Source organism: Ruegeria intermedia (assembly GCF_900129345.1).
In the GTDB taxonomy this organism is placed as follows: Bacteria; Pseudomonadota; Alphaproteobacteria; order Rhodobacterales; family Rhodobacteraceae; genus Ruegeria; species Ruegeria intermedia.
In genome coordinates this window covers 39,637-64,987 of sequence record NZ_FQVK01000021.1, presented here as the reverse complement: position 1 = coordinate 64,987, position 25,351 = coordinate 39,637, and the positions used below count along the sequence as shown (strand labels likewise).

The window sequence follows — 25,351 nt, the reverse complement described above, 5'->3', positions numbered from 1 at the left end:
AGACAGGCAAGAACAGGTTTCACGTCAGGTTCCTTTCATTTGCTCGGCCAGGGTGCGTTGCTGCTGAAGCTCTCGCTCGCGCTGGGGCCAGGTGGACTTGATGAAGGCGAGGATATCCCGGATTTCCGCGTCGGTCAGGCTGTCGCCGAACCCCGGCATGCCGCTTTTCACCCCGGTCACGCCCATGCGTTTCAGCGTCTCGGCCCCGCCCAGTTTGGTGTAGTCGAACAGCATCCCGTCGCCGTGATGCCAGGTGTGGCCGGTGCGGTCGTGCGGCGGCGCGGGCATCACGCCGTCCGGGCCGGGGCTGCGCCAGTCGGGCTGGCCTTCCAGCTTTGCCCCGTGGCACGAGGCGCAGTTCTCGGCATATAGCACCGCGCCGCGCGCCGTATCCGCCGCCTCGGGCGCGGGGGTCTCGCCCTTGCCCGACAGCGCCAGCGTGGCGCCGGCCACGGCCAGCGCCCCGATCCCTGCCACAGCCACCCATTTCATCGACAGGCCCGCCATCACGTCACCCTGATCCATGTCTTCATGCCCGCCGCCTGGTGCGACAGCATGTGGCAATGCAGCAGCCAGTCGCCGGGATTGTCCGCCACGAAGGCGATCTCGCGCGTTTCGTCGGGATTCACCAGGATCGTGTCGCGCAGGGGCCCAAGCCCGCCATCGGGCAGGACCTCGCGGAAATGGGTGCCGTGCAGGTGCATCGCGTGCGGGAACACCGTGTCATTGCGCATCGGGATGCGCAGCACCTCGCCATGCGACAGGCTGGCCAGCGGGTCTTCCGGTAGGCCCGCTGCGCCGTTGAAAGTCCAGATCTGGCCCTCGTCCACCAATTCGCGCGCGCTCAGAAGTCGGCCCATATAGGTGCCCTGGCGCAGGCCACCCATGGCGCCGCCCTCCATCCGCAGGGCCACCGCCCGCGCCTGCGAGAGGTCGCCGAGGGCGGGAACCGGGTTGGGCGGCAGCGCCTGTATCGCCCCGCGCGGCACCGAGGCCCCCTGCCCCGTCACCGGCAATTCGGCCAGAACATAGGCTCCGTCGCGCTGCTGCAGCAGGATCTGCGCCGCCTCGCCCGGCCCGGCGGTGACATCGACGATCAGGTCGGCGCGCTCGGCCGGGCCGAACACCAGCATGTCGAATGGCTGCGGCTGCTCGACCGGCATGCCGTCGCGCGCCACCAGCCGGCCCTCGAGCCCGTTCAGCGACACCGCCATGATCCGGTCGGTCGCGACATTGACCAGCCGCAGCCGCAGGCGCTGGTTGCGCAGCACCTCCGACGGCGACGGCAACAGCCGCGCGTGCACGAAGTTGCCCATGCGGCCGGCATGGGTCCAGTCATGCATGGCCCCGAAGTCCTCGGAGATCTGCGCCTGCCCGGTCAGCCGCCAGTCATCCAGCAGCACCGTGATGTCGTGATCCACCTCGGGCGGCTCGGCCTCGTCGACGATGATGGCGCCGTAGAGCCCCCGCGCCACCTGCTCGGTGGACTGGTTGTGCGAATGATACCAGTAGGTGCCGGCATCCTTCAGCGGCAATTCGTAAAGGAACGCGCCGCCCGGCGGCACCGCCTCCTGCGTCAGGCCGGGCACCCCGTCCATGCCATTGGGCACGCGCAACCCATGCCAGTGGATCGCCGTCGGTTGCGGCAGCGCGTTCACCAGCTTGCGCGAAACGGTCTCGCCCTGCCGCGCGCGGATCAACGGGCCGGGCACGCCCCCGTCATAGCCCCAGATTTCCGTTTCCGGGTAGTCGCCCGGAACCACCCGGGCCGTGCCGGCCCGGGCTTCGATGATCCGGGGGGCGTTTGCCGCCCCTCCGGTTTTCGGCCAGACGGCCAGCGCCGCGGCGCCCGCCATGAATTGCCTGCGATCCAGTTTCATCGCCGCTTCCTTTCACATGCGGGCACCCCCGGCCTACCCGCCGTCATGGTCGTCCATCAGGTAGGTGGCCATCGCCCGGCGATCCTCCTCGGTCAGGAAGCCGGTGCCGAATGCCACCACCTCGCCCATCGAGCCGCCAAAGGCGTCGCCGTCGGGGGTGATGCCGGTGCGCAGCGCATAGGCCAGGCTGTCCACCGTCCAGCCCTTCTCCCGCAGGGTTTCATAGTCGATCGCCGGGGCCTTGCCGCCGCCGGGCAGCGCGTCGTTGCCCTTGAAATGCGCGACGTCCGACTTGCGCGCGCCCGCAAGGTTACGCGCCGTGTGACAGGCCGCGCAATGGGCTGCGCCCTCGACCAGTTCCCGACCCCGGTTCCACAGATCGCCGTTGCCTGCGATCGGCTCGGTCCGGGGCGGTTCCAGGAAGGCCGCGCGCCACAGTTTCAGCCCCCAGCGCTGGTTGAAGGGAAAGGCCATCTCATGCGGCGTTGACGGCTCGGCCACGGGCGGCACCGTCTGGAACGCGGCCCAGAGATCGGCGATGTCCTGGTCCGAGAAGTTGGCGTAAAACGGGTAGGTGAAAGCCGGGTAATAGGGCTGACCATCCGGCGATACGCCCTGCCGGACGGCGCGGGCAAAGTCCTCCAGCGTCCAGCCGCCGATGCCGTGCTCGGGATCTGTCGTCAGATTCGGGGAATAAAGCGCGCCGAAGGGCGTCTCGAGCTTCACCCCACCGGCCAGCGGCGCGCCGCCGCCGGCGGCATCGGTGTGACAGGCGATACAGCCACTGGCCCGCGCCAGGTAGGCGCCCCGGTTCACGTCGCCCTTCAGATCCAGCGACTCCAACGGAACGCCGATCGGCCAGGCGATCACCGCGACCAGCCCCGCCGCCGCCGTCACGGCGACGCCGAGGCCCAGTCGGAACATACGTCTCATGCCCGCCTCCTATTCCGACCGGAACCGGGTGTGGCAGGCCGAGCAGGCCTGGCTGAGCATCATGAACACCCCGTCGGCGGGCATCTCGGACAGTTCCTCGCGGCCGGGCACACCGCCCATCATGCCCGAGCCCATCATGGCGCCGCCGCCCGTCATCATGCCGGACCCCATCATCGAGCCGCCGCCCATCATGCCGGCGCCCTGCCCCGACCCGGCCATCATCAGCCCGTTGTCGGCGGCCAGCGCCAAGCCCTCGGCATAGGTGTGCAGCTGTTCGGCCAGATCCGAGAACGTGTCCCAGTCCTGCCAGATCTCGGGCTTGGCCTCCGAGGGTTTGCCCGCCGTGCCTTCGGGGAACAGTTTCGTCAGCGACTCGCCCGCGTGCCGGCCGATCTTCTCGGCCTCGCGCCGCACGGTGGCCGCGTCATAGGGCACCTTGCCCTGCATCATCGGCGTCAGCACCTTCATGCTGTCCTTCATGGCCGACATGCCGTCCATGCGTTCCTTCACGATACCCGTCGCGCCGCCATGGGCAAAGGCCGCCGCGGCAATCACAGACGCCGCCACGGCGCCCGTCGTCAGTTTCAGAATGTTCATCGTCTTGTCCTGTATGTCTGCTTCAATGCGCCCCAAAGGGGGCAGGTCTTGAGTCAGGACAGGACGCGCGGGGGCGGTGGATCGAAACTGGTGACGGCCAGCGCCCGGCCCCGCCCCCTGGGGATGGTCCGGGTTTTGATGGTCGCGAACGGCTCGGGCGGAGCCGGGGCCACCGTGAACATCCCCACAGCATTGCAAAAGACGCCGCCGTGGCAATGGCCGGGATGGCCCTTTTCGGCGTGGTCGGGATCGGGCGCATCAAGCTGCTGCGGCGCATGCACGACCCCGTCGCCGCCATGGGCATGGGCCGGCTCGGGCGCAATCAGAAGCGCGGCGAGGAACAGCCCCGCCGCCAGCATCCAATACCCGATTGCCCTGCCCCAAAACCCTGCCACGGTTCAGTTGATCCCGTTCTCGCGCTGCAATTCCCTGACATAGGCCACGATGCCCTTGACGTCGCCACGGGTCAAGCCGTCGACCGGCGGCATGTTGCCGAAGCGCCAGTGGTGCGCCCGCACGCCGTTCTGCGCTGCCAGGTAAAACGCCTCGTCGGAATGGTGGCTGGGCTCATAGATCTTGTGCACCAGCGGCGGCGCCGAGCCTTCCAGCCCCGTCGCGTTGGCGCCATGGCAGGCGGCGCATTTGGCGTCGAAGGCCGTCTTGCCCATCATGGCCAGAGGGCTGAACTCGGCCGGCACGCGCACCTCGGCGATCGGATCCCCCGGCGACAGCGACGAGGTGTCCGGCACCGCCATCGAATGCCCTGCGGGCTGCTGGTTGAGGTTGTAGACGAAAGCGACGCCACCCGCCACGAGCACGCCGCCGATCAGAAGTATGAGCTTGTTCATTCCAGTCGTTCAGTCTGTTTTTGGTAGGTTAGAGTTAATCACGAAACGCGCAGAAAGTCAGATCAGCTTGACCTGCGTGCCGACCTTGGCCAACGCGAACAATTCGGCGATCTGCTCGTTGTAGAGCCCGATACAGCCGTTGGACGACCTCCGCCCGATCTTGCGCGTGTCATTGGTTCCGTGGATGCGGTAATATTGCCAGCTGAGATACAGCGCGTGGGTGCCCAGCGGGTTCTCGGGCCCCGGCCCGACATAATCGGGCCATGCCGGATTGCGCTTCTTCATCGCGGGCGTCGGCCGCCAGGACGGCCCATCGACCTTGCGGATGACTCTGGTATAGCCCAACTTCGTCAGGTCTTCCGAGAGCGGGACACTGGTCGGATACATCCGGTAGACGCGTTCATCCTCGGACCAGTATTGCAGCACCTTGGACTGCGTGTCCGACAGGATGACGCCGTTTTTCAGCGAATCGAAGTGGTCCTGCCAGCGCACGGCGCGGAACGCCGAGATGTTGCGGCGCGCGACCGCCGCCGCATCGGATTGTGCCCAGACGGCGGGCGCCGGAAACAACGCCAGTGCCGCCGTCCCCGCGATTACCGCGCGACGTGAAGTTTTCTGCCCAGCTTTGTCTTGTCCCATGCCTGCCTCCCGGGGTCATTTATGGCCACTACCGGTTCAAAGTCCCCAGATGCCCGCTTCCCGCGCTGGAAGGTCAACAGATTTTCGGCTCACAAGGGTGTGACTTTCCGCCTCGCGGCCCCAACCGAATTGCAGGTGGCCCCGCTGGATGGCAAGGTGGTCATAGGCACGCAGTTGAATGAAAGCGGATCGCACCTGATGACAACCACACGACTGTTCCCAACCCTTTCTCTTCTCGCAGTCGTCGCGGGCTGCGCGACCACTGGCGCGGTTTCGGGCGATGACGAGCCCGGCACTTTGACAACACTGCCCGACAGCGTTGTGGCAATGGCCGCCCCCTCGCAGGATCTGAGTGCGGTGCGCCTCATGCCCGAGGACGGGTGTTACTGGTACCGGCATGTTGGCCCGGTCGAAATCACCTATCTGCCCCTGCGCACCACCGAGGGTCGCCCGATCTGCACGCGCGTTCAGTGAGGCCCGCGCCTCACCCCGTCGCGGTCACGTAACGCTCGGCCGGGTAGAGATGCGCCGTCGCGCCAGGCGAAACCCTTTCGTACAACCCGATGATATGCGCCATCACCATCCGTACGCAGCCGGAACTGGCCCGGCCGCCGATCGAGCGCGGGTAAGGTGTGCCGTGAATACGCAGATAGGTGTCGCGATCGCCTTCGTACAGGTAGAGGGCCCGCGCGCCCAGCGGGTTGGTCGGTCCGCCAGGCACCCCATCGGCGAATTGGGCATACTCGTCGGGGTCGCGCCGGATCATGTCCGCCGTGGGCGTCCAGCGCGGCCATTTCGCCTTGCGCCTGATGGTATAGACGCCGGCTTCGTAAAGATTGCCCCGTGCGATCGCCACGCCATAACGCATCGCCGTCCAGTCGTCCTCGATGAAATACAGATAGCGCGCCACCGCATCCACATGGATGTCCCCCGGCACCAATGGCCGGCGGGTTTCGACACGCTGAGGCAGAAACCGCGGGTTCAGCCCCCAGGGGTTCGAGGTGGCCGGGTCGTAGTTCGCAGGCGTCACCTGCGCGTCCCACGCCGCCCATTGCGATGCGGTCGATGCCATCGCCGTCCCGCTGATCGGCGGCGAGAACAACGCAAGCGAGCCTGCAATGAAATGTCGTCTGGTCAGCATGGCTTGCCCTTCCTCTCTCATTGGCTCCTGACAATTCCAAACCAAGCGCGGCAAGTCCACTCACAATTTCGTTGCGGGGTGCGCGCCGCTACCGTCCGCCCAGCCGGGCGGCGATGAAACCGGCGAAGGGGGCGATGTCCCCCTCTACGCTGGCAGTTTCCAGCGCGGCCAAGTAGCCGGCCCGGTCCTGCACCCGGATCACCGTCCAGCGATAGCCGCCCGAGGCCAGCATGACATTCATCAGGAACCGGGCCATGCGGCCGTTGCCGTCCGGATAGGGATGCACATAGCCCAGCATCCAGTGGCCCAGCACCGCGCGAACGGCAGGCTCCTCCTCCTGTTCGAGCAGGCCGAACAGCGCCTCCATCGCATCCGGCAGCACCTCGGCTCGCGGCGGAACGTGGCGCGAGGCGCGGATATAGACCGGCTGATCGCGGTAGCCCGCCAGATCCTGCGGCTTCAGCAGGCCCGCCGCCACCGAGGGGGCGAAGAGTTGCAGATACCACTCCCCTGCCCTCTCGCGCACGCGCTGCCCCGGATGCGCGCCGTCGAGAATCGCACCGATATCCTCGCGGACCCGCTCGAAGGCCTGGAAATACCCCCGCGCCGCAAGAGCATCCCGGTCGCGGCGGTCCCGGTCAACGGCTTCCGGATCCCACCGGCCATGGCGGACCCGCTCGACCAGTTCGGGCGTGACGCTGTAGCCCTCGATCGACAGCGAGTGATAGGCGTCCTGTTCATAGCTGTCCCCCACGTCCCGCAGATAGGCCGCGGTGTCGGCCGGCAGGCCGGGCGGCGGCGGGATTTGCGCCAGAACCACCTGCCTGTGCGCCTGCCACAGGGCCTCGAGCCGCCCGGCGATCGGGGCCCGCGGTCTGGCGGCGGACACCACGTTGGCGTCTTCCGAGAACGGGTCGCTTTCGCGCAGGTCATACCCGGCCGCGGTCATCGTCCTGACGATCCGGTCGGCCTGATCGGGCCGGCCGATGCGCCGCAAAGCGCCCGCGATCCGGCCCGCGACGACCGTGTGCCCGCCTTCGAGCAGCCGCGACAGCAGCGGCGAGGACGGCCCCAGCGAGGCCAGCGCCACCTGCACCTCGACCGGATGGCGGTGAAAGAAGGCCTCGGGCACCTTTATCAACGCCGCCTCGACCGTGTAGAGGCGCAGCCCCTCGCGCAGCGCCAGATCGGCGGGCGGAGGCATCTCTTTCTGTTTCAGGTCATAGATCGAAGTGCCGAACAAAAGCTCGGTCCGGTTGTTGCTGGCCCTGGGCGAGCAGACCACCACCTGCGCGGGCACCTGCGTCGCCTCGGCATGCAGCATCAGGGACTGTTCCGGGGACAAATACCACTCTGCCCCGAACCGCGCCTCGCAATATTCGGCGCAGAAGGCCCAGAACGAGGAATACCACGGCGTCGTGTCACCCGGTTCCGTCTGCGGGCTGGTGGACATCCACCACCCCTTGATGACCTCGGTCAGAAAGCCGTTGTCGCGCAGCCGCTCGCGATGGGTGCGGCCGAGTTCGCCCGACCGGAACACCCTGCGGCCACCCGATTGCAGCTTTTGCAGCGCCTCGAGCGATGTTGCCAGCTTTTCCTGCGGGGTAGCGATCGGAGGACCTCACGTCTTTCGTGTTGTGGCTTTACAAGTAAATTCCGCTGTATTGATGCAAGTCTAATCTGCTGCGCCGCTGCAAGTCAAACCTGCGGATCCCGAAAATCTCCGGCGCCACGGCACTTTGCCCGCCGCGAGTCGCCCCGCAACCGCCCCGGGCGATTCGAAATCGGCCAGGGCCGGCAAAACCCGGCCGGACGGCTCAACCAGCCGCAGCCGGAGCCCCTGCCCTCGCAGGGGTCAAAAATTTGTCTTAAATTTCAATGCCTTAAGCGTTATCTTGTGATGCTGCGCCCACGTGATACAAGATGTGGAAAACAAGAAAGACTCTCCGGTTTTTCAAGAATTTGTTGCCAAGCCCCCCTCGCCTTGCTTAAAAAAACGGTAAAAACAGCGTTGGCGAAAAACAGCGTTACTGAATGAGGGCGGCAGTGGCAAATTCGATCCACATCAACGAGCGTATCCGAGAGAACGCCGAAAACCTGAGCGTTGCGCTGCAAAGCCACATGCTCAAGGTCTTTGCGCCGGACGCCCGCAAGGAACTGCGCCGGTTCAGCGCCGGAGAAGCCGCCGAGCTGCTGGGCATTTCCACCAGCTTCCTGCGCAAGCTGCATTTCGACAACCGCATTCCCGACGTGCATACCACGCCCGGCGGGCGGCGGCACTATTCGGCCGAGGATCTTCTGGCCATCCGCAAGGAACTGGAATCTACCGCCAAGTCGCCCGGCGCCTATCTGAAAGGCCGCCGTCCCGGCGACAAGGTGCAGGCCCTGTCGTTTCTCAACTTCAAGGGCGGTTCGGGCAAGACCACCAGCGCCATTCACACCGCGCAGCGGCTGGCGCTCAAGGGCTATCGCGTGCTGGCGGTCGATATCGACCCGCAGGCCTCGCTGACCACCCTGTTCGGCTATCGGCCCGAATATGATTTCCTGGAATCGGGCACGATCTATGACGCGATCCGCTACGAAGACCCCCTGCCCCTTTCCCAGATCATCCAGAAAACCTATTTCACCGGCATCGACCTGGCCCCCGCCGGCCTGATCCTGCAGGAATTCGAACACGAAACCCCGCAGGCCCTGATCCACAACGTCCAGCCCGCCTTTTTCGCCCGCATGGCGATGGCGCTGCAGGAGGTCGAGGCCGATTACGACGTGATCATCTTCGATTGCCCACCGCAACTCGGTTATCTGACCATGTCGGCGCTGTGCGCCTCGACCGGCGTGCTGATCACGGTGGTTCCGAACATGCTCGACGTCGCCTCGATGTCGCAATTCCTGCAGATGAGCGCCGAACTGCTCGACGTGGTGGCCAATGCCGGCGCCTCGATGGAGTTCGACTTTCTGCGCTTTCTCATCAACCGCTATGAACCCAGCGACGGGCCGCAACAGCAGGTGGTGGCCTTTCTGCGCCAGCTGTTCGGGAACGAGGTCATGGTGGCGCCGATGCTGAAATCGACCGCGATCTCGGATGCCGGGCTGACGCAACAGACCATCTACGAGGTCGAACGCACGCAATTCCACCGCAACACCTATGACCGCGCGGTGGATTCACTGAATCTTGTGAATGACGAGATCGAGTCGCTGCTGCAACAGGCATGGGGGCGCTGATGGCACGCAAAGGCATTCTGACGACCGAAATCACCAAGCCCGAGGCCAAGACGCCCGGCGCGAAACCACGGATGATGCCGCGCGGGGCCGTCGGTGCGCTGCAATCCTCGCTGTCCAAGCTGCAGGAAAACGCGGTGCAGGAGATCGACTGCGCCCTGGTCGACGATGCCGGGTTCGAAGACCGGCTGGGGCTGGACAGCGACGCGCAACGACAGCTCGTGGAAAGCCTGCGCAGCTACGGCCAGCAGGTTCCGGTGCTGCTGCGCCCGCATCCCGAGAAACCCGGCCGGTACGAGATCGTCTATGGCCGCCGCCGCCTGATGGCGCTGAAGGAACTGGGCCTGCCGGTCAAGGCGATGGTGCGCCAGCTGGACGACCACGCGCTGGTGATGGCGCAGGGGCAGGAAAACACCTCGCGGCAGGATCTGTCCTTCATCGAAAAGGCCAGTTTCGCCGCCCAGCTGGACGAGGCCGGCTATGACCGGCCGACAATCGCCGCGGCGCTGTCCATCGACATGCCGATGCTGTCGCGCCTTCTGAAGGTGGGCAAGGCCTTCCCCCTGCCCTTCCTGCGCCAGATCGGTTCGGCCCCGGATATCGGCCGCGACCGCTGGCTGGCCCTGGCCGAGGCGCTGAAGGACAAGGCCGCGCTGAGCCGCGCCAACACCTTCATGAACCGCCCAGACTTTCTGACGCTGGAGTCAAACGCCCGGTTCGAGGCGGTGCTGAAGCATGTCACCGCCACGCCCGAGCCCGGCAAGAAGCCACAGCCGGCCAAGCCGCGCACCCTGCGCAATGGCGACGGCAAGGCGCTGGCCGACATCCGCCAGACCGCCCGGGGCGTGACGCTCAACATTCCCGCCCGCAATGCCGAAGGCTTCGACCGCTGGTTCGAAACCCATGCCGAGGCGCTGCTGGCCGAACTTCACGACCGCTGGAAAAACGAACGGTCGGAAGACTGACGACAGGTGAAACAAGAAACAGGAGGCACGAGCAGGAGATAAAAAAGCCCCCCAGGACATGCATCCCGGAAGGCCCTTTTCAAACTTAGCATCTTTGAAATAGCCCCTCCGATTCGGTCCTGTCAACTCTGCGCCGCGCGCAGGGCGGGGATTTTGTTGTCTTTCGTGAAAAAATGCCATGAAACACGCGTCCCAGACCGAGTTTGGGCGGCCGGAGACGTTTGTCCCGGCCTCCGTGGACAAGTGGGAGCTGCTGTCGGCCCTGACCGCCGCCGCCCCGGATTTCGACATTTCGCACCGCACGCTGGGCGTTCTCAGGGCGCTGCTGACCTTTCTGCCCGACCGCGCGATCCCGGCCGGGGCAGGACAGGCGGTGGTCTATCCGTCCAACCGCACCCTGTCCGAGCGGCTGAACGGCATGCCCGAAAGCACGCTGCGCCGGCACCTGGCGCGGCTGGTCGAGCTGGGTCTTGTCAACCGGCAGGACAGCGCCAACCGCAAGCGTTACGCGCGCCGGGTCGGGCAGGGGGTGCAGGTGGCGTTCGGCTTTGACCTGTCACCGCTCAATGGCCATGCGGATCAGATCTTTGCCGTGGCCCATGCCGCGCATCAGCGGGCCGAGCGGATGCGCGTGCTGCGCGACCGGATCGCCGCCGCGCGGCAGGTTCTGATCGAAGCGGGGCAGGGGGCCTGTGCCGGTCTTCTGGAAACCGCCCGGCTGATCCTGCGCCGCAAGGTCGGTGAAAGCGACCTGGCCGAGATCGCCGCGCGGCTGGACGAGGCCGTGGCCCGGCTTGACCTTGTGGAAAACCCGGCTGACAACGCCTTGCCTCAGGTCGAAATGAGCGCCACCGACAGCCAGAATGAGCGGCACATACAGGATTCATCTGAGAAAGATATTGACTCTGAAAGGGCCGGGAAAGCGACGGCCGACATCCCGCGAAGCACGGCGAATGCCGAGGACCTGGGCCAGATCCTGACGGCCTGCACCGAGTTCCGTCAATACTATCCCGGAAGGGTAAGAGACTGGCGCGAGCTGGTCGCCATTGCCGAGAGGCTCTCGCCCATGATCGGCATCGATGCGCCCGTATTCCACGACGCGCGTCAGAGCATGGGGGCAAAGGCGGCGGCAACCTCGGTTCTGTGCATCCTCGAACGGCTTGGCGACATCCGCAGTCCTGGGGCCTATCTCAGAAGGCTGGCGCAGAAGGCCCGGGCCGGGCGGTTTTCCTGCGAACCGATGCTCAAAGCGCTGATCAACCGGGTGGATGCGCGGGATTGTCAGCTGACAATTTGAAAAGATAATAAAAACCAAAGGCTTGCGGAATCTTGCCGGCTGACAATTCAAGGCCAATGAAGGATTTCCCATCAAAATCGCCTTGGGCATCGACATGGCAATGGACCTGCTGGCAAGGTGAGGGCAATGGACCGTTATTTCTCTATCGACATGCCGTTCTGGCGGTTTTCCAGGAACACGCTGATCGTCAGCTGCCTCGGCCTGTTTCCGTTGTTGTTGCTTTTCATCCTGCGCACACCCGGATTCGGCGCGCATCTGCTGAACGGCGGGCCGGCGCTCAGCCGCTTTCTGCGGCAGGTGATCACCAACGGCCTGCCCGTGGTGTTCGCCGTCAATTACCTGAGCTTCTTTCTCTATGCCGCTGGCAACGCCGGGCGAGCCGACGGGCCGGTGCCGATGCGCTTGATCCTGATCGACCTCCCCGCGCGGGTCGTCCTGTTCATCCTGCTGCACGCCGTGATCTATTTCCTGTCCGCCGATTGGTTCGGCTCGTTCGGGGGCGACCATTGGCAGGCACTGACGGTGGTCGGGCCGACGCTGGTGCGTTCGGCTTTGTTCGAGAACATCTCGGGCGTCTACCTCTATGCCACGCTGGTCGGCGCCCTGCCGCTCTACGTCTCGGTCATGCAAAGCCAGAGTGCCCATGGCAGAGGCTTCGCCGCCAAATTGATGCGCCGTATCCCGGGGCGCGCAGGGCCAGTCATCCTGGCCCTGCTGATGGTTGCGTTGTCGGTGGTGGTTCTGACCGCAGCGGCGGCGGTGATCGTCCTGCTTCAGTCAGCGTCGGTCTGACAGGTCAGAACGCCTTGCGGATCGCGAACGAGACCGCGTAGTCACGCTCGAGCTGCGGCCCGTCCAGATCCTGATACACCGGGATGACGCCCTCGATGCCCAGACGCGTGCCCGCCAAAGCACCCGACCCCGGCACGAGGTAATTCACGCCGATCCCGACGCTCAGGAACTCTCCGCCGCGCAGGGACGGATCGGCGGTGGGCACCATGGCGGGGTTCAGGCGCGCATCTGCACCGTCGATGTTCTCGACGATGTCACCGACCAGCCGCAACGAGGAGCTGAACTGGTCATTCCAGCGCCGGGCGCCCCACACCGTTGCCGAATAAACATTGCCCAGGGTGTAACCCGCATCATTTTCGCCCATCCTGATGACCGCGCCCAGTTGGCCGCCCCACGACCAATCCGCGTTCTGGCCCGTGTAGGTGACACCCGGCAGCAGATCATAGGTGCCGGACCCCAGTTGCATGGGGTAGGGCAGCAGCTGGTCCGGCCCGGCCGGCGTGGTGTCGGTTTCGTCTATCGAGCCGGTCGGCAGGCTGAGGCCAAGAGACAGTTCCAGAACCTGCCCGTCGGATTTGTAGACATCATACCCGCCGATGATCTTCAGATCACCGAACCCCTGCGCCCTCGTCTTGAAGGACTGCCCCATGCGGGTCTGATGCTTCATCGACTTGTTGGTATAAGGCAGCATCGCCATGACCGAGATGTCGTCGGTCACGCCATACATCAGGCCGACCATCGCCATGTTCATGCTCATGCTGAGCGGCGCGATCATGTATTGCGACAGTACGTCCGACGTGGACAGCGACTGCGTTCCCGAGCGGTTTCCGTCCATCTCCATGTTCATGAACGAGAATACCGGCATCAACACGCCCTCGGGCGGGTGCATGCCGCCGACGACGCCCGTGGGCGGTGCCGCGTCAGGGCGCATCATTGCCGACATGTTGCCCATTCCGGCCATTCCAGCAGGGGCTTGCGGGTCCATTGCCATGCCGTCAGTCGGCTGCGTCACCGTGTGGGCCAGGGCGGGCGACGCCAGACCCAGACCACCGGCCATCAAAGCGGCCTGAACGAATTTCCAGCGGTGAATTTTTGCTGTTTTGTTTCTCACCATCCTATCCTCACTCGGTTGTCCATGTCGCGCTGCGTGACAAGCGACGTGTTCGATAATGGGGGTTTCCTACGCAGGAAGGTCAAGGCCACCGGTTCGCAAACCCGTCGGTCGACGCTCTCGCATCTGGGTGGGGTGCGGCAAAAATGCCCTTGACCCTCCAGCGCTGGATTGTCGGACAAGGCCGCGAAAACCGGAAACCCGGAGGGTTTGGAATGATACCGGAAATCGGGCAGTTTGCCCTGGCTCTGGCACTGGCGGTGGCGCTGGTGCAGAGCGTTTTGCCGTTGATGGGAACGGCGCGCAACAATGTCATCTGGATGCGTTCGGCGACGGCAACCTCGGTCCTGCTGACCGTGCTGGTTGCCATCGCCTTCGGCGCCCTGATGTGGTCTTTCGTGGTCAGCGACTTCACGGTGGTGAACGTGGCCAGCAACTCTCATTCGCTGAAACCGATGCTGTTCAAGGTGGCGGCCACATGGGGCAGCCACGAAGGGTCGCTGTTGCTGTGGGTGCTGATCCTCGTGATCTTCGGGCTGGGCGTGTCGCTGCTGGCCCAGAACATCCCGCTGAAGCTCAAGGCGCGCACCCTGGCGGTGCAGGCCTGGATCAGCGCGGGGTTCCTGTCCTTCATGCTGTTCACCTCGAACCCGTTCGACCGGGTGTTCCCCGCACCGCTGGATGGGCAGGATCTGAACCCGCTGTTGCAGGATGTCGGCCTCGCCCTGCATCCGCCGTTTCTCTATCTGGGCTATGTCGGCTTCTCGATCGTGTTTTCCTTTGCCGTGGCGGCGCTGATCGAGGGGCGGGTCGATCCCGCCTGGGCCCGCTGGGTGCGGCCCTGGACGCTGGCGGCCTGGGTGTTCCTGACCCTGGGCATCGTGCTGGGCAGCTGGTGGGCCTATTACGAGCTGGGCTGGGGCGGCTGGTGGTTCTGGGACCCGGTCGAGAATGTTTCGTTCATGCCGTGGCTGGCGGGCACCGCGCTGTTCCACTCGGCCATCGTGACCGAGAAACGCGACAGTTTCAAAAGCTGGACGATCCTTCTGGCAGTGCTGACCTTCTCGCTGTCGTTGCTGGGCACGTTCGTGGTGCGTTCGGGGCTGCTGACCTCGGTGCATGCCTTCTCGGTCGATCCTGAACGCGGCATCTACATCCTTGCGCTGCTTGCCATCGCCATTGGCGGTTCGCTGACGCTGTTCGCCGTCCGCGCGCCCCAGATGGAGGGCGGCGGCCTGTTCGCCCCGATCAGCCGCGAGGCGGGGCTGCTGATCAACAACCTGCTGCTGGCCACCGCAACGGCGACGGTGCTGTTCGGCACGCTCTACCCGCTGCTGCTCGAGGCGGTGACGGGCGAGAAGATCTCGGTCGGGCCGCCCTATTACAACGTCAGTTTCGTGCCGATCATGCTGGTTCTGGTTCTGGTGATGGGGGTCGGGCCGCTCTTGTCTTGGAAGCGGGCGGACCTGCGCGGGGTGCTGGCCCGGTTGAAATGGGTGGCCGGGCTCAGCCTGCTGGCGGCGCTTGCGGTGTGGTATCTGGATACCGGAGGGCCGGTGCTGGCGGTTCTGTCGATCGGTCTGGCGGTGTGGCTGCTGGGCGCGGTGCTGACCGAATGGGCCGGGCGGATCCGGCTGGGCGAGGTGCCGCTGGCCGAGTCGATGCGCCGGGCCCGCAACCTGCCGCGCGCGCATTACGGCATGGTCGTGGCCCATGCGGGGCTGGCGGTCTGCATGATCGGTTTCGTCGGGTCCAGCGCCTGGAAATCCGAGGTGGTGCTGTTCGCCGAGCCGGGAACCGAACTGGAGATCGCCGGGTTCGACGTGCGGTTCGAAGGGGTCGAGGACCTGCGCGGGCCGAACTACCTGTCGCGCATGGGCACTCTGACCGTCACCCGCAACGGGTCCTACGTCACCACGTTGCGGCCCGAGCGCCGGGCCTATCCGGCGGCCGGCAGCAGCACGACCGAGTCGGCCATCCGCACCACGCTGGCCGGAGACCTGTATGCCTCGATCCAGGAGCCGGCTTCAGAGGATGAGCAGGGCAGGTGGACCCTGCGGATTCTCTATGAACCGCTGGTGGTCTGGATCTGGATCGGGTCGGGGCTGCTGGCCCTTGGCGGGGTCCTGTCGCTGAGCGACCGCCGCCTGCGTGTGGGCGCGCCACGAAAACGGGCCCAGCCGGTGCCGGCCCCGGTTGTCGCGGAGTAGGCCGATGAAACGCATACTTGCCTTTTTGCCGATCGGGATCGCCGTGATCCTCGGCGGGTTCCTGCTGTGGGGGCTGAATCCCGACCGCGACCCGAACGAGATTCCGTCCGTCCTGATCTCGCAGCCGGTGCCCGCCTTCGATCTGCCCCCGGTCGAGGGGTTGGACACCCCGGGCCTGTCCAGCACCGATCTTGCGGAAAACGACGGGTCCGCGCCGATCGTGGTCAACGTGTTCGCCTCGTGGTGCGTGCCCTGCCGGGCCGAGCACGCGGTGCTGACGCGGATGGTGCGCGAGGACGGCATCCGCCTGATGGGCATCAACTACAAGGACAAGCCGCAGGACGCGCGGAAGTGGCTGGACGATCTGGGCAACCCGTATGAGCGGATCGGCTCGGATCTCGACGGCCGGGCGGGGATCGAGTGGGGGATTTCCGGCGTGCCGGAGACCTTCGTGATCGACGGCGCTGGTACCGTGGTGTTCCGCTTTGTCGGGCCGGTGCTGGGCGACGAGGCGATCGGGAAACTGCGCACCGCGCTGGAACAGGCGCGGCGGAACAGGGCAGGAGAGACGTCATGATCCGCAAAATGCTGATAGCCGTCCTGACGCTGGCGGCGCTGCTGTCGCAACCCGCCTTTGCGGTCGAGCCCGACGAGATGCTGGACGATCCGGTTCTCGAGGAACGCGCCCGGGCGATCTCGAAGCAGGTGCGCTGCGTGGTGTGCCAGAACCAGGACATCGACAGCTCGAACGCCGGGGTCGCGCGGGATCTGCGGATCCTGGTGCGCGAACGGCTGGTGGCCGGGGACACGGACCAGGAGGTTCTTGATTTCCTGGTGGCGCGCTACGGCGACTATGTGCTGTTCAAGCCGCCCTTCAAACCCTCGACATACGTCCTGTGGGCCGCGCCCTTCGTGATCCTTTCGATCGGGGGCATCGCCATCGCGCTGGTGCTGGCGCAGAACGCCCGCCGCTATCGCAACGCGGCGCGGCAGACCCCTGAAACCCCGGTGAAGGAGCCGAACGCATGATCTGGATCGTGTTTTTCCTCATGGCGGCGGCCACCTTCCTGGTGATCGCGTTTACCGCGACCGGCGGGGGCCGCGCGGTTCTGTCCCGGCGTGACAGCGCCTCGGCGATCTTTGCCGACCAGATCCGCGAGGTCGAGCGCGACCAGGAGCGTGGGGTCATCACCGCCGAAGAGGGCCGGGCGGCGAAGGCCGAGATCGAGCGCCGTCTGCAGGCGATCGAACGGCAGGCCGAGGCGGACCCCGCGGCGCGGCGCTCGGGGCGGGCGCTGGTGCTGGCGGCGGCGCTTGCGGTGCCGGCGGTTGCGGCCGGTCTGTATTGGCAGCTTGGCAGCCCCGACATCCCCAGCCAGCCCTTTGCCGAGCGCGCCGGGGAACAGGCCGAGGCCCGCGAGATCGCCGATCTGGCGGAGCGGCTGAAACTGCGGCTGTTGTCCGAACCGGACGGTGGCAAGACCGAGGGCTGGGCGCTGCTGGGCCAGACCTATATGCGCATGGGGCGCTACGAGGACGCCGCCGAGGCCTTTGCGCGCCTGCAGGAGAGGCCCGACGTGACCTCGGCGCTGGTGTCGCAATATGGCGAGGCGCTGGTCTATGCCGAGGATGGCATCGTGACGCCCAAGGCGGGCCGCGCGTTCGACCGGGCGCTGGAGCTGGATCCGGCAAACCCGGCGGCCACGTTCTATCAGGCGATGGCGATGGAGCAGGCGGGGGCGCCGGATGCGGCCTATGACCTGCTGACGGCGCGCATGGATGCCGAAGAAGAGTTCCGCCCCTGGATGGAAAGCTTTGCCGCGCAGCTGAACCGGATCGCACCGGCGGCGGGACGCCCGCGCGTCGATCTGGCCGAGTTCGCACCGGCGATGCCCGGCCCGACCGCCGACCAGGTGGCCGCCGCCGAGGAGATGTCGGACGAGGACCGTCAGGCCTTCATCCGCTCGATGGTCGAGCGTCTGGCCACCCGGATGCAGGAGACCCCCGGCGATCTGGACGGCTGGATGCGGCTTGGCAATGCCTATTCCGTTCTGGGCGAGACCGAGAACGCGCGCGATGCCTTTGGCCGGGCGCAGAAGCTGGCCGAGACCCTGCCGCAGACCGACCCGCGCAAGGCGACGATCGATCGGGCCCTGTCGGAACTGGGGGGCTGACCTGACACGCGTTCCGGCCCGGCAGAGCATCCGGGCCGGGGTGCACGCCTATCCCGCGCAGCAGGACAGTTTCGCCACGTCGCGTTCAAAGTTTTGCGCCGCCAAGCACTCGGTCCGATGCCCGATGTGATACAATCATGGGCGATTGGGAGAAGCCATCCGGGGACTCCTGACTTAGCCTGTTGCAAACCAATCATCAGGAGGCCGAGGCCATGAAAGTCGAAACTTTTTCAGACCTTATCGTCTGGACGCGGGAAATGCATCATTGGCTTGCCGAATGTCTGGCCCACTGTTCGACGCAATCCGAGCAGGAGCTGGCCAGGATGTTGCTGACCTACCTCGCCGACCATGAAGCTGCTTTGGAGAAAATCGTCGACGGCTTTATGAAGCAAGCCGATCCCAAAGCACTCAACACATGGGTTTTTGACTATTTGGGCCATGAACCGATCGACCCCCATCGCACCTGCGACACACCGTTCGCACAGATGAGTGTCGAAGAGATCTGCGAAGCGGTCTTCGATTTTCACAACCAAGTGATCAATTTGTATCGATATTTGCTTGGGCGGGCCGAGATACCCGAGGCACGCGAACTCCTTCAGGCGCTACTGGAAATGGAAGAGCACGAGACCATGCGTCTTGCTCAGCAGAGCAACCGCATCCGGGATATGTGAATTCCAACAAGCGGTGTTGCATCTCGCAGGCACGAACGACGGGGACGTGCCCGAGTGCTCGGTCATCGACACGTTGTTCGACCGCGCCACGGCGAGCGTCTATCCCGCGCAGCAGGACAGTTTCGCCACGTCGCGTTCAAAGGTCTGCGCCGCCAGCTTCAGCCCCTCGACGGTGGTCAGATAGGGAAAGATCGCCGCCCCCAGCTCGTCATAGGTCATCCCCGCCCGGAGCGCCATGGCGGCGGTCTGGATGCTGTCGGCGCCCTCGGGCGCGAGGATGCCGGCCCCCAGCAGCCGCTTGCTGTCGGCGTCCGCCACCAGCTTGATCAGCCCCCGCGTGTCGCGTGCGGCCAGCGCGCGGGGCACGTGGGACAGCGGCAGCACCGAGGTTCTGACCCGATGCCCGGCCGCGGCCGCCTGCGCCTCGGTCAGGCCGACGCTGGCCACCTGCGGGTCGCTGAACACCACCGCCGGCATCGCGGTGTTGTCGTAGTGCAGCGAATTGCCGTTCAGCGCGTTCTGCGCCGCCAGCTTGGCCCCGTAGGCGGCCATGTAGACGAACTGGTCGCGGCCGGTCACGTCGCCCACGGCATAGACGCCGGGGCGGCTGGTCATCAGCGCCGCATCCACATGGATGCCGCCATTGCCGTTGGTCGCGATCCCGGCGGCGTTCAGGTTCAGCAGATCGGTGTTCGCCACGCGCCCGGTGGCCAGCAGCAGCTTGTCGGCGCGGATCACCTCGGGGCCCGCCGTGGAGGTGACATGCAGCGCGACGTTTCCGCCGCCGCCCTCGACACGGTCATAGCGCAGCCCCTTGCGGACGGTGATGCCCTCGTCGGTGAAATATTCGGTCAGGGCCGCGGCGATCTCGGGCTCGGCCTCGGGCAGCAGGCCGCGCCGGGTCACGATCGTCACCTGCGCGCCCGCACGGGCAAAGACCTGCGCCAGCTCGACGCCGATATAGCCGCCGCCCATCACGATCAGCGAGTCCGGGACCTGCTCCAGTTCCAGCACCGAGGTGCTGTCGTGCCAGGGCACCGCGTCAAGCCCGGCGATGTCGGGCACATGCGGGCGCGAGCCGGTGGCGATGATGATCTTGTCCGCCCGCACCGTGTCTCCGTTCACCAACAGGTCGCCATCCGCCGTGAAACCGGCCGCGCCCTCGATGTAGGTCACGTTGTTGTAGTTCGGCAGAACGTCGGTGTATTTCGCGGCGCGCAACTCCTCGACCAGCGCCCGTTTCTGGCCGATAAGCGCGGACCAGTCGGTGATCCGGGCCGAGGCCTCGATCCCGGCGAACCGGCGGGCGGCCGGGGCGGCATGCAGAGGCTCGACCGCGCGGATCATCGCCTTGGAGGGCACGCAGCCCACGTTCACGCAGGTCCCGCCGATGGTGCCATGGCCGATCAGGGCGACCCGCGCGCCCTCTTCGGCGGCGGTGATGGCGGCCGAGAACCCGGCGGATCCGGCGCCGATCACGGCGAGGTCAAAGTTTCCGTTCCCGTTCGGGCAGCAATCAGACATGGCGTTCGGCCCTGTTTCGGTTGGTTTTGGAGCAGTCACGATTCATTGATCGGACTCGACTCGTATCCGGCGTCGAGCGTGGCGCCGGTGATCGCCTCGACCGTGGTTGCCGCATCGTCGAAGGTCACGGTGGCGGTGCGCGATTCGAGGCTGGTCTCGACGGCCTGAACGCCGTCCACGCCCGAAATTGCGGATTCGACGATGTAGGGGCAGCTGGCGCAGGTCATGCCCGGCACCGACAGGGTGACGGTCTGCTCGGCGGCGAATGCCGCAAGCGGGGCAAGGGCGAGGCTCAGCCCGAGGGCAAGGGGTTTCAGTTTCATGGACATTCCTTTCACAAACCAAGCAGGACCGGCGCGATGACCGGCGCGATCCAGTTCCAGAACAGTGCGATGAGGACCAGAACGGTCGAGGCCCACAGCGCCGTTTTCACCAGCCGGTTGGGCAGGGGGCGGGCGCAGGCCTCGCCCTCGGCGCAGGCCCTGGGCTTGCGATAGACCATCCAGTAGCCATAGCCGAGAAAGCCCAGCGTCACCGTGATGAAGATCGGCTTGTAGGGCGCCAGAGCCGTCAGGTTGCCCACCCAGGCGCCCGAGACGCCCAGGCTGAACAGGATCAGGGGGATGATGCAGCAGGTAGAGGCCGCGATGGCGCCAAGGATGCCCCCGGCCGCCGCAAGCCGGGCGGATTTTCCGTCGTCGGCGGGTTGCGCCGCGCTCGCGGATTGTTCAACGGTGTCCGTCATGAATTTCCTCGCCGGTTTCGTTCATGACGGGTAATGTGGCACCTGTAGCAACTACAGATGCAAGGGCTTTTCCCGATGTCCCGAGTCACGAATCCGAGAGCCTACCCGATCGGCGCCCTGTCGCGCGAAACCGGGGTGAATATCGAAACGATCCGGTACTATGAAAAGATCGGCCTGATGCCCCGGCCCGACCGGACCCCGGGCGGCAACCGTCAGTATACGCATGACCACCTCAAGCGGCTGTCCTTCATCCGCAAGAGCCGCGATCTGGGCTTCAGCATCGCCGAGATCCGCTCGTTGCTTGGGATGGTCGATCAGCACGAGGTCAGCTGCGGCGAGGTTCACCGGATGACGCTGCAGCATCTGGCGGCCGTGCGCGACAAGATCGCGGCGCTTCGCAAGCTGGAGACGGTGCTGGAAGCCATGGCCGCGAAATGCGCCCGCGGGGACGTGCCCGCATGCCCGGTCATCGACACGTTGTTCGATCAGGCCGGGGCGTAGCGGCCGCGCGCGTCACGATCCGCTTGCCAGCGGTGTGCCGCCATCCGGCGCGGCCTTGTCCAGCGCCTCCAGCACGGCCGCGGTCGACAGGATCTCGGGCAGGGCGATGCCTTCGGGGGCCGACGGGCCATAGACGATGTTGAAGGGGATGCCGAACCGGTCGTTGTCCTCGAGGAACTGCGCGATAGCGTCGTCGGGGCGGGTCCAGTCGGCCTGCATGGGGACGGCCTCGCCGGATTGCAGCGCGGCCAGCACCTCGCCGCGCTCCAGCACCAGCGCCTTGTTGGCCTTGCAGGTCAGGCACCAATCGGCGGTGACGTCGACGAACACCACCTCGCCGCGCGACACGAGCCGGGCGATTTCCGGGCGGCTGAAGGTCACCCAGGGGATCTCTCCGGCCGGTTCGGTCGGGCCGGTCCGGCCTTTGCCCGCAATCGCGACAGGGGCCGCCAGGGCGGCGACCAGCGGCAGCGCCATGGCGGACCAGCGCAGGGCGGGCGGCAGCGCCGCGCCCCTCCAGATCACCAGGACCAGGACCGCGGCGGCCAGGGCCGTGGCGGTTGCGGCGGCATCTCCGGCGACACCGGCCATAACCCAGACAAGCCAGCCGATCGTGGCCAGCAGTGCCGCCGACAGGACCCATTTGAGCCCCACCATCCAGCGCCCCGGCTTGGGCAGCGCGGCGGTGAGTTTCGGATGCGCCGCGACCAGCAGGTAGGGAGTGGCCAGCCCGAGCCCCAGGGCGGTGAAGATCGCCAGGATGTCCACCGGCCGCCCGGTCAGGGCAAAGGCGACGGCGGTGCCCAGGAAGGGGGCCGAGCAGGGCGTTGCCAGAACCGCCGAGAAGGCGCCGGTCAGGAAATCCCCGGCCAGCGGCGTGCGGCCCTCGTCCACATGGGCCAGCCGGGTGTTCAGCGCCTGCGGCAGCGTGATCTCGAACAGGCCCGCGAGGCTGGCCGCAAAGACCGCCAGCACCACGATCATCACCGCAAGGAACAGCGGGTTCTGGAACTGGATGCCCCAGCCGATCGAATAGCCCAGCGACCGGGCGGCGATGGTGATGCCCGCCAGCAGCCACATGAAGGCCAGGATCCCGGCCGCCGAGGCCAGAAATCCGGCACGGATCTGCGCCGGCGACCGGTCATGCGCCTTGACCGCCGAGGACAGCTTGATCGACAGCACCGGTAGTACGCAGGGCATGACGTTCAGGATCAGCCCTCCGCCGACGGCCAGCAGCAGGATCCAGACCATCGCGCCGGCCGAAGGCTCGGCGGTCGCGATTTCGTAGGGCGGCGGGGCAGGGCGTGCGTCGGTACGCGGGGCAAACTCGGCCACGCGGTTGGTGTCCGTCACCGTGACCGACAGGGCAGGGGGGCTGTCCGCGAGGGCAAGGATGGGGAACTGCACCCAAAGCAGCCTTCCGTCCTCGCCCAGCCGGATGTCGGGCGCGCCGAAGGCGGTATCGCGGCCCATGTCGGGGAACACGTCGGGCGCATCAAAGGGCAGGTCGCTGGTGAAACTCAGCGTCAGCGTCTTGGCCTCGGCATCCAGCGACGCGGACTCCGATGCGATCCCGTTGCTGTTGTCCGGGACCGGCACGCGCGACATGTAGGCATTGATCAGTCGGGCCGAGTCCTGATCCCGGCCCGATCCCTGCGGCAGAGACAGCGACAGGGGAAACTCGACCGGCACACAGACGTCCGAGCAGACCAGGACGGCGACATCCGCCTTCAGATCCACGGGCGCGCCGGGGTTTTCGAGCGTGATGGTCAGGGGAAAGACCACCTCGTCCTTGTAGCCGAAATTCTCGATCCCGAAGGCGCGGAAGCGGATCGGCGCGGGCCAGTGGAACTGCACGTCGCGGATGTTTTGCGACCCCTCCCACGTGACCTTGGGCGGGATCCCAACCTCGCCGGGTGATTTCCAATAGGTTTTCCAGCCCTCGGCCAGCTTCAGGTGCAACCCTGCGGTGAGGGTTCCGGCCCCGGGTTCGACCCCGTCCTGCGCGGTGACGAGGCGGGCGTTCACGGGTAGGGAGTCATGGGGTGCAGAGGTGGCGGCCTGACCCTGCCCTGTCAAAAGCAGGCCAAGGGCCGTTACCCAGACCACAAGAACCAGTTTTACCAATGCCTTGCCCATGGCGACTCGCTGCCTTTTGTTGCGTGCGCCGTGATTGGCAGATTCCAGCGCTGGAGGGTCAACGGGCCGGAATGTCACATCGCGGCCATCAGCCAACGAACCCGACCCGGCCATCATCGCAGGTGAAATAGGCGCCGCCCTGCTGGCCTTCCCACTGAACATTGCACCCCTCGGGCAGGGTGAAGGAGGGGGCCTCGGGTTGCAGCGGGCAGGTTCGGTTACTTTGCGCACAGGCCGACAGCAGCACCGCGGCGGCCGAGACCGCCGCCACCAGCCGCCCGCGCCTGAGGATCATTGGCAAAGTTACTGCCGCACGGCCACAGGCGGAATGGCCTCTTCTGCCTCGGGGCGCTCCTCCACCTTCTTTTCTTCAGTTGCGTGGCAGGATTTGCCCATGGCCTTGTGCATGAAGACATGCGCCCCGACGCACAGAAGCAGCGGCGCGATCAGCCCCAGAGATTCGGACACGCCGCCTGCACCGCCGCCGGCCAGGAAATACAGGCCGATCGGGGCGAACATGACGACGCAACAGGCCATCATGCCCCATTTCATGAGTTTTCCGCCGGTGTCCTGCGCGGGTTTCCCTGCCGTGTCTGCTTGCTGATGACTCGTCACGTTTCGCTCCATCTCTGACAGTTCGAAGCGCGGCATAGCCCCTTCCAGCGATGGAAGGTCAAATGCTTTTTCGTCAACGGATCGGTGAGTCGGCGTGGACACCGTCATAGGTTGCCCGAGACGTCGCTGGCCACACGCGGCAACGATCCCAACCTGCCGGCAAGGCCGCGCCCCACTTGTTCCGCACCCTTCAAATTCTGTTCTTCGGGCGCTTGAATGTGCCGGGACAGCGCGAACTGCCCCGACATCTCTTGCGGCTTTCACACAACGCTGGCCAGAAGAAGGCCGGCCATGCGGGTTGCGGCCAGCCTGTCATCCAGGGCGATCATGGCTTCTTTGAATCTTCGCCAGCGACAGGCCAGATTCGCGTACTCGATGACCTGCTGGTTCTGTTCCCAGACCAGATCCACTTCGCGCGACAGTGCCGCGTCGCCTTTGCCGTCGCGGATTTCGTTCAGGGCGTTGCGAATTTGCTCTCCCATCGCTTCGATCAGATCCCTGTCCACGTGCGGCAGGCTCTCGCGCTCGCGGAGGGAGCGGAGGGTTTCCAGGATGAGGGCTTTTGCGGTGCCCGTGGGGGCCAGGCTTCCTTCCAGCCAGTCTTCGGCCAGCAGACGCCCCGACACGATCGCGTCCAGAGTCAGCTGGTGAATCTCCCTTTCGGTATCGATGTCCATTCGGGTCTCCTTCTTTCCTGAGCCGACACCGCGCCGGCTCTCAAGACGCCAGTCCCAAAGGAGAGAGGGGCTGGCGGTGTGCGCTCATGCGGCGGGATCGGCTTCGATCAGGGTGATCAGATCGATGTCCTGTTGCCGGTAAATCGCGTCCTTCAGGGCTTCGCTCAGCAGGCAAAGCTCCTCGACGATCGGAGAGCCCGGGTCGATTTCGGCGAAATACGCCGCCTCGAGCGTCTCGGGGTCATGCACGTTCTTCAGTGCAAAGAGATCGTGGAGCGCGGCGATCCTGCGTCTCAGGCTTCGCGTCAGCCCAGGGGCCGAGACGATTTCGTCGAGAAGCGCCTGGGTCTGGCGCAGCGCGGGCTGGCCTCCCAGAAGCACGGACGCATTCTGGAGCGCCTCGCTGTGGGAAGACATGAATTCACGCAGTTCCTTCAGCGTGTCATGATAAAGGTCGAACATGTCGTTCTCCTCTGCAGCGCCGTGGCGGGTGTGCCGACGGCTTCAAGGGCGACTGAAACTCCTTTCGTTGGCGCGAGTTACTATTCTGAGAGGCTGCTTCTCTCGGTTCATTGCGGGGCGGGTCGTTTCTTCGGGGTTCACTCCGAAATCCCGAAGAAACGAGCTGCATCCGCAAGCTCTGTTGAATGTTCGATTGGTCCGAGGCCTGGGC

General features: G+C 65.7%; 29 protein-coding genes. 11 read left to right on the top strand and 18 right to left on the bottom strand.

The genetic code is table 11. The features are described from left to right. Window positions 1–24 precede the first annotated feature (24 nt). From F3H26_RS14530 to F3H26_RS14500, 7 genes are read right to left on the bottom strand one after another with little or no spacing between them, the layout of a single operon-like run. On the bottom strand, window positions 25–525 hold the full coding sequence (locus F3H26_RS14530; protein ID WP_223162520.1) for a c-type cytochrome: 501 nt from the start codon (window positions 523–525) through the stop codon (window positions 25–27). Continuing rightward, a complete protein-coding gene (locus F3H26_RS14525; protein WP_149776738.1) occupies window positions 507–1,880 on the bottom strand; it encodes a multicopper oxidase family protein in 1,374 nt (457 codons plus the stop codon). Before F3H26_RS14525 ends, F3H26_RS14530 begins: the two co-directional genes overlap by 19 nt. Before the next feature lie 33 nt (window positions 1,881–1,913). Next, on the bottom strand, window positions 1,914–2,813 hold the full coding sequence (locus tag F3H26_RS14520) for a c-type cytochrome (protein WP_149776737.1): 900 nt from the start codon (window positions 2,811–2,813) through the stop codon (window positions 1,914–1,916). Window positions 2,814–2,822: 9 nt separating this feature from the next. After that, window positions 2,823–3,410: a c-type cytochrome gene (locus tag F3H26_RS14515; RefSeq protein ID WP_139838667.1), complete on the bottom strand. Its 588-nt coding sequence runs from the start codon at window positions 3,408–3,410 to the stop codon at window positions 2,823–2,825. 53 nt (window positions 3,411–3,463) lie between these two features. Then, complete coding sequence (locus F3H26_RS14510) at window positions 3,464–3,805, bottom strand: hypothetical protein (RefSeq protein ID WP_149776736.1); 342 nt, start codon at window positions 3,803–3,805, stop codon at window positions 3,464–3,466. Between the two features lie 3 nt (window positions 3,806–3,808). After that, window positions 3,809–4,258: a c-type cytochrome gene (locus F3H26_RS14505; RefSeq protein WP_149776735.1), complete on the bottom strand. Its 450-nt coding sequence runs from the start codon at window positions 4,256–4,258 to the stop codon at window positions 3,809–3,811. Between the two features lie 57 nt (window positions 4,259–4,315). Continuing rightward, window positions 4,316–4,897: a L,D-transpeptidase gene (locus F3H26_RS14500; protein WP_149776734.1), complete on the bottom strand. Its 582-nt coding sequence runs from the start codon at window positions 4,895–4,897 to the stop codon at window positions 4,316–4,318. A gap of 198 nt (window positions 4,898–5,095) precedes the next feature. Between F3H26_RS14500 and F3H26_RS14495 the strand changes: the two genes are divergently transcribed. Further along, window positions 5,096–5,371 (top strand): hypothetical protein, encoded by a 276-nt coding sequence (locus F3H26_RS14495; RefSeq protein WP_149776733.1) that lies wholly within the window; start codon window positions 5,096–5,098, stop codon window positions 5,369–5,371. 10 nt (window positions 5,372–5,381) lie between these two features. Here the strand turns inward: F3H26_RS14495 and F3H26_RS14490 are convergent, their stop codons facing one another. Then, window positions 5,382–6,038 (bottom strand): L,D-transpeptidase, encoded by a 657-nt coding sequence (locus tag F3H26_RS14490; protein ID WP_149776732.1) that lies wholly within the window; start codon window positions 6,036–6,038, stop codon window positions 5,382–5,384. Window positions 6,039–6,126: 88 nt separating this feature from the next. Then, window positions 6,127–7,578 carry a Fic family protein gene (locus tag F3H26_RS14485; RefSeq protein ID WP_223162519.1) on the bottom strand — a complete coding sequence of 484 codons (1,452 nt, stop codon included), beginning with the start codon at window positions 7,576–7,578 and terminating at the stop codon, window positions 6,127–6,129. 506 nt (window positions 7,579–8,084) lie between these two features. Between F3H26_RS14485 and repA the strand changes: the two genes are divergently transcribed. From repA to F3H26_RS14465, 4 genes are all read left to right on the top strand, one after another. Next, window positions 8,085–9,260, top strand: a complete 1,176-nt coding sequence (repA, locus tag F3H26_RS14480) for a plasmid partitioning protein RepA (RefSeq protein ID WP_149776730.1) — start codon at window positions 8,085–8,087, stop codon at window positions 9,258–9,260. Next, complete coding sequence (gene repB, locus F3H26_RS14475; protein ID WP_149776729.1) at window positions 9,260–10,222, top strand: plasmid partitioning protein RepB; 963 nt, start codon at window positions 9,260–9,262, stop codon at window positions 10,220–10,222. Before repA ends, repB begins: the two co-directional genes overlap by 1 nt. Before the next feature lie 178 nt (window positions 10,223–10,400). Further along, window positions 10,401–11,519 (top strand): plasmid replication protein RepC, encoded by a 1,119-nt coding sequence (repC, locus tag F3H26_RS14470; protein ID WP_149776728.1) that lies wholly within the window; start codon window positions 10,401–10,403, stop codon window positions 11,517–11,519. Window positions 11,520–11,645: 126 nt separating this feature from the next. Next, a complete protein-coding gene (locus tag F3H26_RS14465; protein ID WP_149776727.1) occupies window positions 11,646–12,311 on the top strand; it encodes a hypothetical protein in 666 nt (221 codons plus the stop codon). Window positions 12,312–12,315: 4 nt separating this feature from the next. Here F3H26_RS14465 and F3H26_RS14460 read toward each other — a convergent pair whose 3' ends face one another. Beyond that, entirely contained in the window at window positions 12,316–13,422 is a 1,107-nt protein-coding gene (locus F3H26_RS14460; RefSeq protein ID WP_188127786.1) for a transporter, read from the bottom strand. A gap of 215 nt (window positions 13,423–13,637) precedes the next feature. Between F3H26_RS14460 and F3H26_RS14455 the strand changes: the two genes are divergently transcribed. From F3H26_RS14455 to F3H26_RS14435, 5 genes are all read left to right on the top strand, one after another. After that, window positions 13,638–15,632, top strand: coding sequence for a heme lyase CcmF/NrfE family subunit (locus tag F3H26_RS14455; protein ID WP_149776725.1), 1,995 nt, complete (start codon window positions 13,638–13,640; stop codon window positions 15,630–15,632). A gap of 4 nt (window positions 15,633–15,636) precedes the next feature. Beyond that, window positions 15,637–16,209 (top strand): DsbE family thiol:disulfide interchange protein, encoded by a 573-nt coding sequence (locus F3H26_RS14450; protein ID WP_149776724.1) that lies wholly within the window; start codon window positions 15,637–15,639, stop codon window positions 16,207–16,209. After that, window positions 16,206–16,661 (top strand): cytochrome c-type biogenesis protein, encoded by a 456-nt coding sequence (locus F3H26_RS14445; protein ID WP_149776723.1) that lies wholly within the window; start codon window positions 16,206–16,208, stop codon window positions 16,659–16,661. The genes F3H26_RS14450 and F3H26_RS14445 overlap by 4 nt, the downstream gene beginning before the upstream one ends. After that, on the top strand, window positions 16,658–17,806 hold the full coding sequence (ccmI, locus tag F3H26_RS14440) for a c-type cytochrome biogenesis protein CcmI (protein ID WP_149776722.1): 1,149 nt from the start codon (window positions 16,658–16,660) through the stop codon (window positions 17,804–17,806). Before F3H26_RS14445 ends, ccmI begins: the two co-directional genes overlap by 4 nt. Window positions 17,807–18,018: 212 nt before the next feature. Further along, complete coding sequence (locus F3H26_RS14435) at window positions 18,019–18,477, top strand: ATPase (RefSeq protein WP_149776721.1); 459 nt, start codon at window positions 18,019–18,021, stop codon at window positions 18,475–18,477. Window positions 18,478–18,576: 99 nt separating this feature from the next. Here F3H26_RS14435 and merA read toward each other — a convergent pair whose 3' ends face one another. The 3 genes from merA to F3H26_RS14420 are packed head-to-tail and all read right to left on the bottom strand — an operon-like array spanning window position 18,577 to window position 20,746. Further along, entirely contained in the window at window positions 18,577–20,001 is a 1,425-nt protein-coding gene (gene merA, locus F3H26_RS14430) for a mercury(II) reductase (RefSeq protein WP_149776720.1), read from the bottom strand. Window positions 20,002–20,036: 35 nt separating this feature from the next. Then, complete coding sequence (gene merP / locus F3H26_RS14425) at window positions 20,037–20,324, bottom strand: mercury resistance system periplasmic binding protein MerP (protein WP_149776719.1); 288 nt, start codon at window positions 20,322–20,324, stop codon at window positions 20,037–20,039. Between the two features lie 11 nt (window positions 20,325–20,335). Continuing rightward, the gene (locus tag F3H26_RS14420; protein ID WP_149776718.1) at window positions 20,336–20,746 is read right to left on the bottom strand and encodes a mercuric transporter MerT family protein; all 411 of its coding nucleotides are present in this window, start codon (window positions 20,744–20,746) and stop codon (window positions 20,336–20,338) included. A gap of 75 nt (window positions 20,747–20,821) precedes the next feature. Between F3H26_RS14420 and F3H26_RS14415 the strand changes: the two genes are divergently transcribed. Then, window positions 20,822–21,247 (top strand): MerR family transcriptional regulator, encoded by a 426-nt coding sequence (locus F3H26_RS14415; protein ID WP_149776717.1) that lies wholly within the window; start codon window positions 20,822–20,824, stop codon window positions 21,245–21,247. Between the two features lie 12 nt (window positions 21,248–21,259). Here F3H26_RS14415 and F3H26_RS14410 read toward each other — a convergent pair whose 3' ends face one another. From F3H26_RS14410 to F3H26_RS14390, 5 genes are all read right to left on the bottom strand, one after another. After that, window positions 21,260–23,386: a protein-disulfide reductase DsbD family protein gene (locus F3H26_RS14410; RefSeq protein WP_149776716.1), complete on the bottom strand. Its 2,127-nt coding sequence runs from the start codon at window positions 23,384–23,386 to the stop codon at window positions 21,260–21,262. Window positions 23,387–23,474: 88 nt separating this feature from the next. Further along, window positions 23,475–23,681, bottom strand: a complete 207-nt coding sequence (locus F3H26_RS14405; RefSeq protein ID WP_085869400.1) for a hypothetical protein — start codon at window positions 23,679–23,681, stop codon at window positions 23,475–23,477. An 8-nt stretch (window positions 23,682–23,689) separates the two neighbouring features. Then, a complete protein-coding gene (locus F3H26_RS14400; RefSeq protein WP_223162518.1) occupies window positions 23,690–24,109 on the bottom strand; it encodes a DUF2933 domain-containing protein in 420 nt (139 codons plus the stop codon). A 152-nt stretch (window positions 24,110–24,261) separates the two neighbouring features. Beyond that, window positions 24,262–24,678, bottom strand: a complete 417-nt coding sequence (locus F3H26_RS14395) for a hypothetical protein (RefSeq protein WP_149776715.1) — start codon at window positions 24,676–24,678, stop codon at window positions 24,262–24,264. 84 nt (window positions 24,679–24,762) lie between these two features. Beyond that, entirely contained in the window at window positions 24,763–25,140 is a 378-nt protein-coding gene (locus F3H26_RS14390; RefSeq protein ID WP_149776714.1) for a hypothetical protein, read from the bottom strand. Between the last annotated feature and the right edge of the window lie 211 nt (window positions 25,141–25,351).

What these genes read in the sequence shown, in the direction of transcription:
- F3H26_RS14530 (WP_223162520.1), bottom strand. Translation starts at nt 525, where the DNA reads ATGGATCAGGGTGACGTGATGGCGGGCCTGTCGATGAAATGGGTGGCT.
- F3H26_RS14395 (WP_149776715.1), bottom strand. Translation starts at nt 24,678, where the DNA reads ATGGACATCGATACCGAAAGGGAGATTCACCAGCTGACTCTGGACGCG.
- F3H26_RS14415 (WP_149776717.1), top strand. Translation starts at nt 20,822, where the DNA reads ATGTCCCGAGTCACGAATCCGAGAGCCTACCCGATCGGCGCCCTGTCG.
- ccmI (WP_149776722.1), top strand. Translation starts at nt 16,658, where the DNA reads ATGATCTGGATCGTGTTTTTCCTCATGGCGGCGGCCACCTTCCTGGTG.
- F3H26_RS14525 (WP_149776738.1), bottom strand. Translation starts at nt 1,880, where the DNA reads ATGAAACTGGATCGCAGGCAATTCATGGCGGGCGCCGCGGCGCTGGCC.
- F3H26_RS14515 (WP_139838667.1), bottom strand. Translation starts at nt 3,410, where the DNA reads ATGAACATTCTGAAACTGACGACGGGCGCCGTGGCGGCGTCTGTGATT.
- merP (WP_149776719.1), bottom strand. Translation starts at nt 20,324, where the DNA reads ATGAAACTGAAACCCCTTGCCCTCGGGCTGAGCCTCGCCCTTGCCCCG.
- F3H26_RS14390 (WP_149776714.1), bottom strand. Translation starts at nt 25,140, where the DNA reads ATGTTCGACCTTTATCATGACACGCTGAAGGAACTGCGTGAATTCATG.
- F3H26_RS14445 (WP_149776723.1), top strand. Translation starts at nt 16,206, where the DNA reads ATGATCCGCAAAATGCTGATAGCCGTCCTGACGCTGGCGGCGCTGCTG.
- F3H26_RS14450 (WP_149776724.1), top strand. Translation starts at nt 15,637, where the DNA reads ATGAAACGCATACTTGCCTTTTTGCCGATCGGGATCGCCGTGATCCTC.
- F3H26_RS14400 (WP_223162518.1), bottom strand. Translation starts at nt 24,109, where the DNA reads ATGACGGTGTCCACGCCGACTCACCGATCCGTTGACGAAAAAGCATTT.
- F3H26_RS14495 (WP_149776733.1), top strand. Translation starts at nt 5,096, where the DNA reads ATGACAACCACACGACTGTTCCCAACCCTTTCTCTTCTCGCAGTCGTC.
- F3H26_RS14465 (WP_149776727.1), top strand. Translation starts at nt 11,646, where the DNA reads ATGGACCGTTATTTCTCTATCGACATGCCGTTCTGGCGGTTTTCCAGG.
- F3H26_RS14505 (WP_149776735.1), bottom strand. Translation starts at nt 4,258, where the DNA reads ATGAACAAGCTCATACTTCTGATCGGCGGCGTGCTCGTGGCGGGTGGC.
- F3H26_RS14455 (WP_149776725.1), top strand. Translation starts at nt 13,638, where the DNA reads ATGATACCGGAAATCGGGCAGTTTGCCCTGGCTCTGGCACTGGCGGTG.
- repB (WP_149776729.1), top strand. Translation starts at nt 9,260, where the DNA reads ATGGCACGCAAAGGCATTCTGACGACCGAAATCACCAAGCCCGAGGCC.
- F3H26_RS14500 (WP_149776734.1), bottom strand. Translation starts at nt 4,897, where the DNA reads ATGGGACAAGACAAAGCTGGGCAGAAAACTTCACGTCGCGCGGTAATC.
- repC (WP_149776728.1), top strand. Translation starts at nt 10,401, where the DNA reads ATGAAACACGCGTCCCAGACCGAGTTTGGGCGGCCGGAGACGTTTGTC.
- F3H26_RS14420 (WP_149776718.1), bottom strand. Translation starts at nt 20,746, where the DNA reads ATGACGGACACCGTTGAACAATCCGCGAGCGCGGCGCAACCCGCCGAC.
- F3H26_RS14490 (WP_149776732.1), bottom strand. Translation starts at nt 6,038, where the DNA reads ATGCTGACCAGACGACATTTCATTGCAGGCTCGCTTGCGTTGTTCTCG.
- F3H26_RS14410 (WP_149776716.1), bottom strand. Translation starts at nt 23,386, where the DNA reads ATGGGCAAGGCATTGGTAAAACTGGTTCTTGTGGTCTGGGTAACGGCC.
- F3H26_RS14405 (WP_085869400.1), bottom strand. Translation starts at nt 23,681, where the DNA reads ATGATCCTCAGGCGCGGGCGGCTGGTGGCGGCGGTCTCGGCCGCCGCG.
- merA (WP_149776720.1), bottom strand. Translation starts at nt 20,001, where the DNA reads ATGTCTGATTGCTGCCCGAACGGGAACGGAAACTTTGACCTCGCCGTG.
- F3H26_RS14435 (WP_149776721.1), top strand. Translation starts at nt 18,019, where the DNA reads ATGAAAGTCGAAACTTTTTCAGACCTTATCGTCTGGACGCGGGAAATG.
- F3H26_RS14520 (WP_149776737.1), bottom strand. Translation starts at nt 2,813, where the DNA reads ATGAGACGTATGTTCCGACTGGGCCTCGGCGTCGCCGTGACGGCGGCG.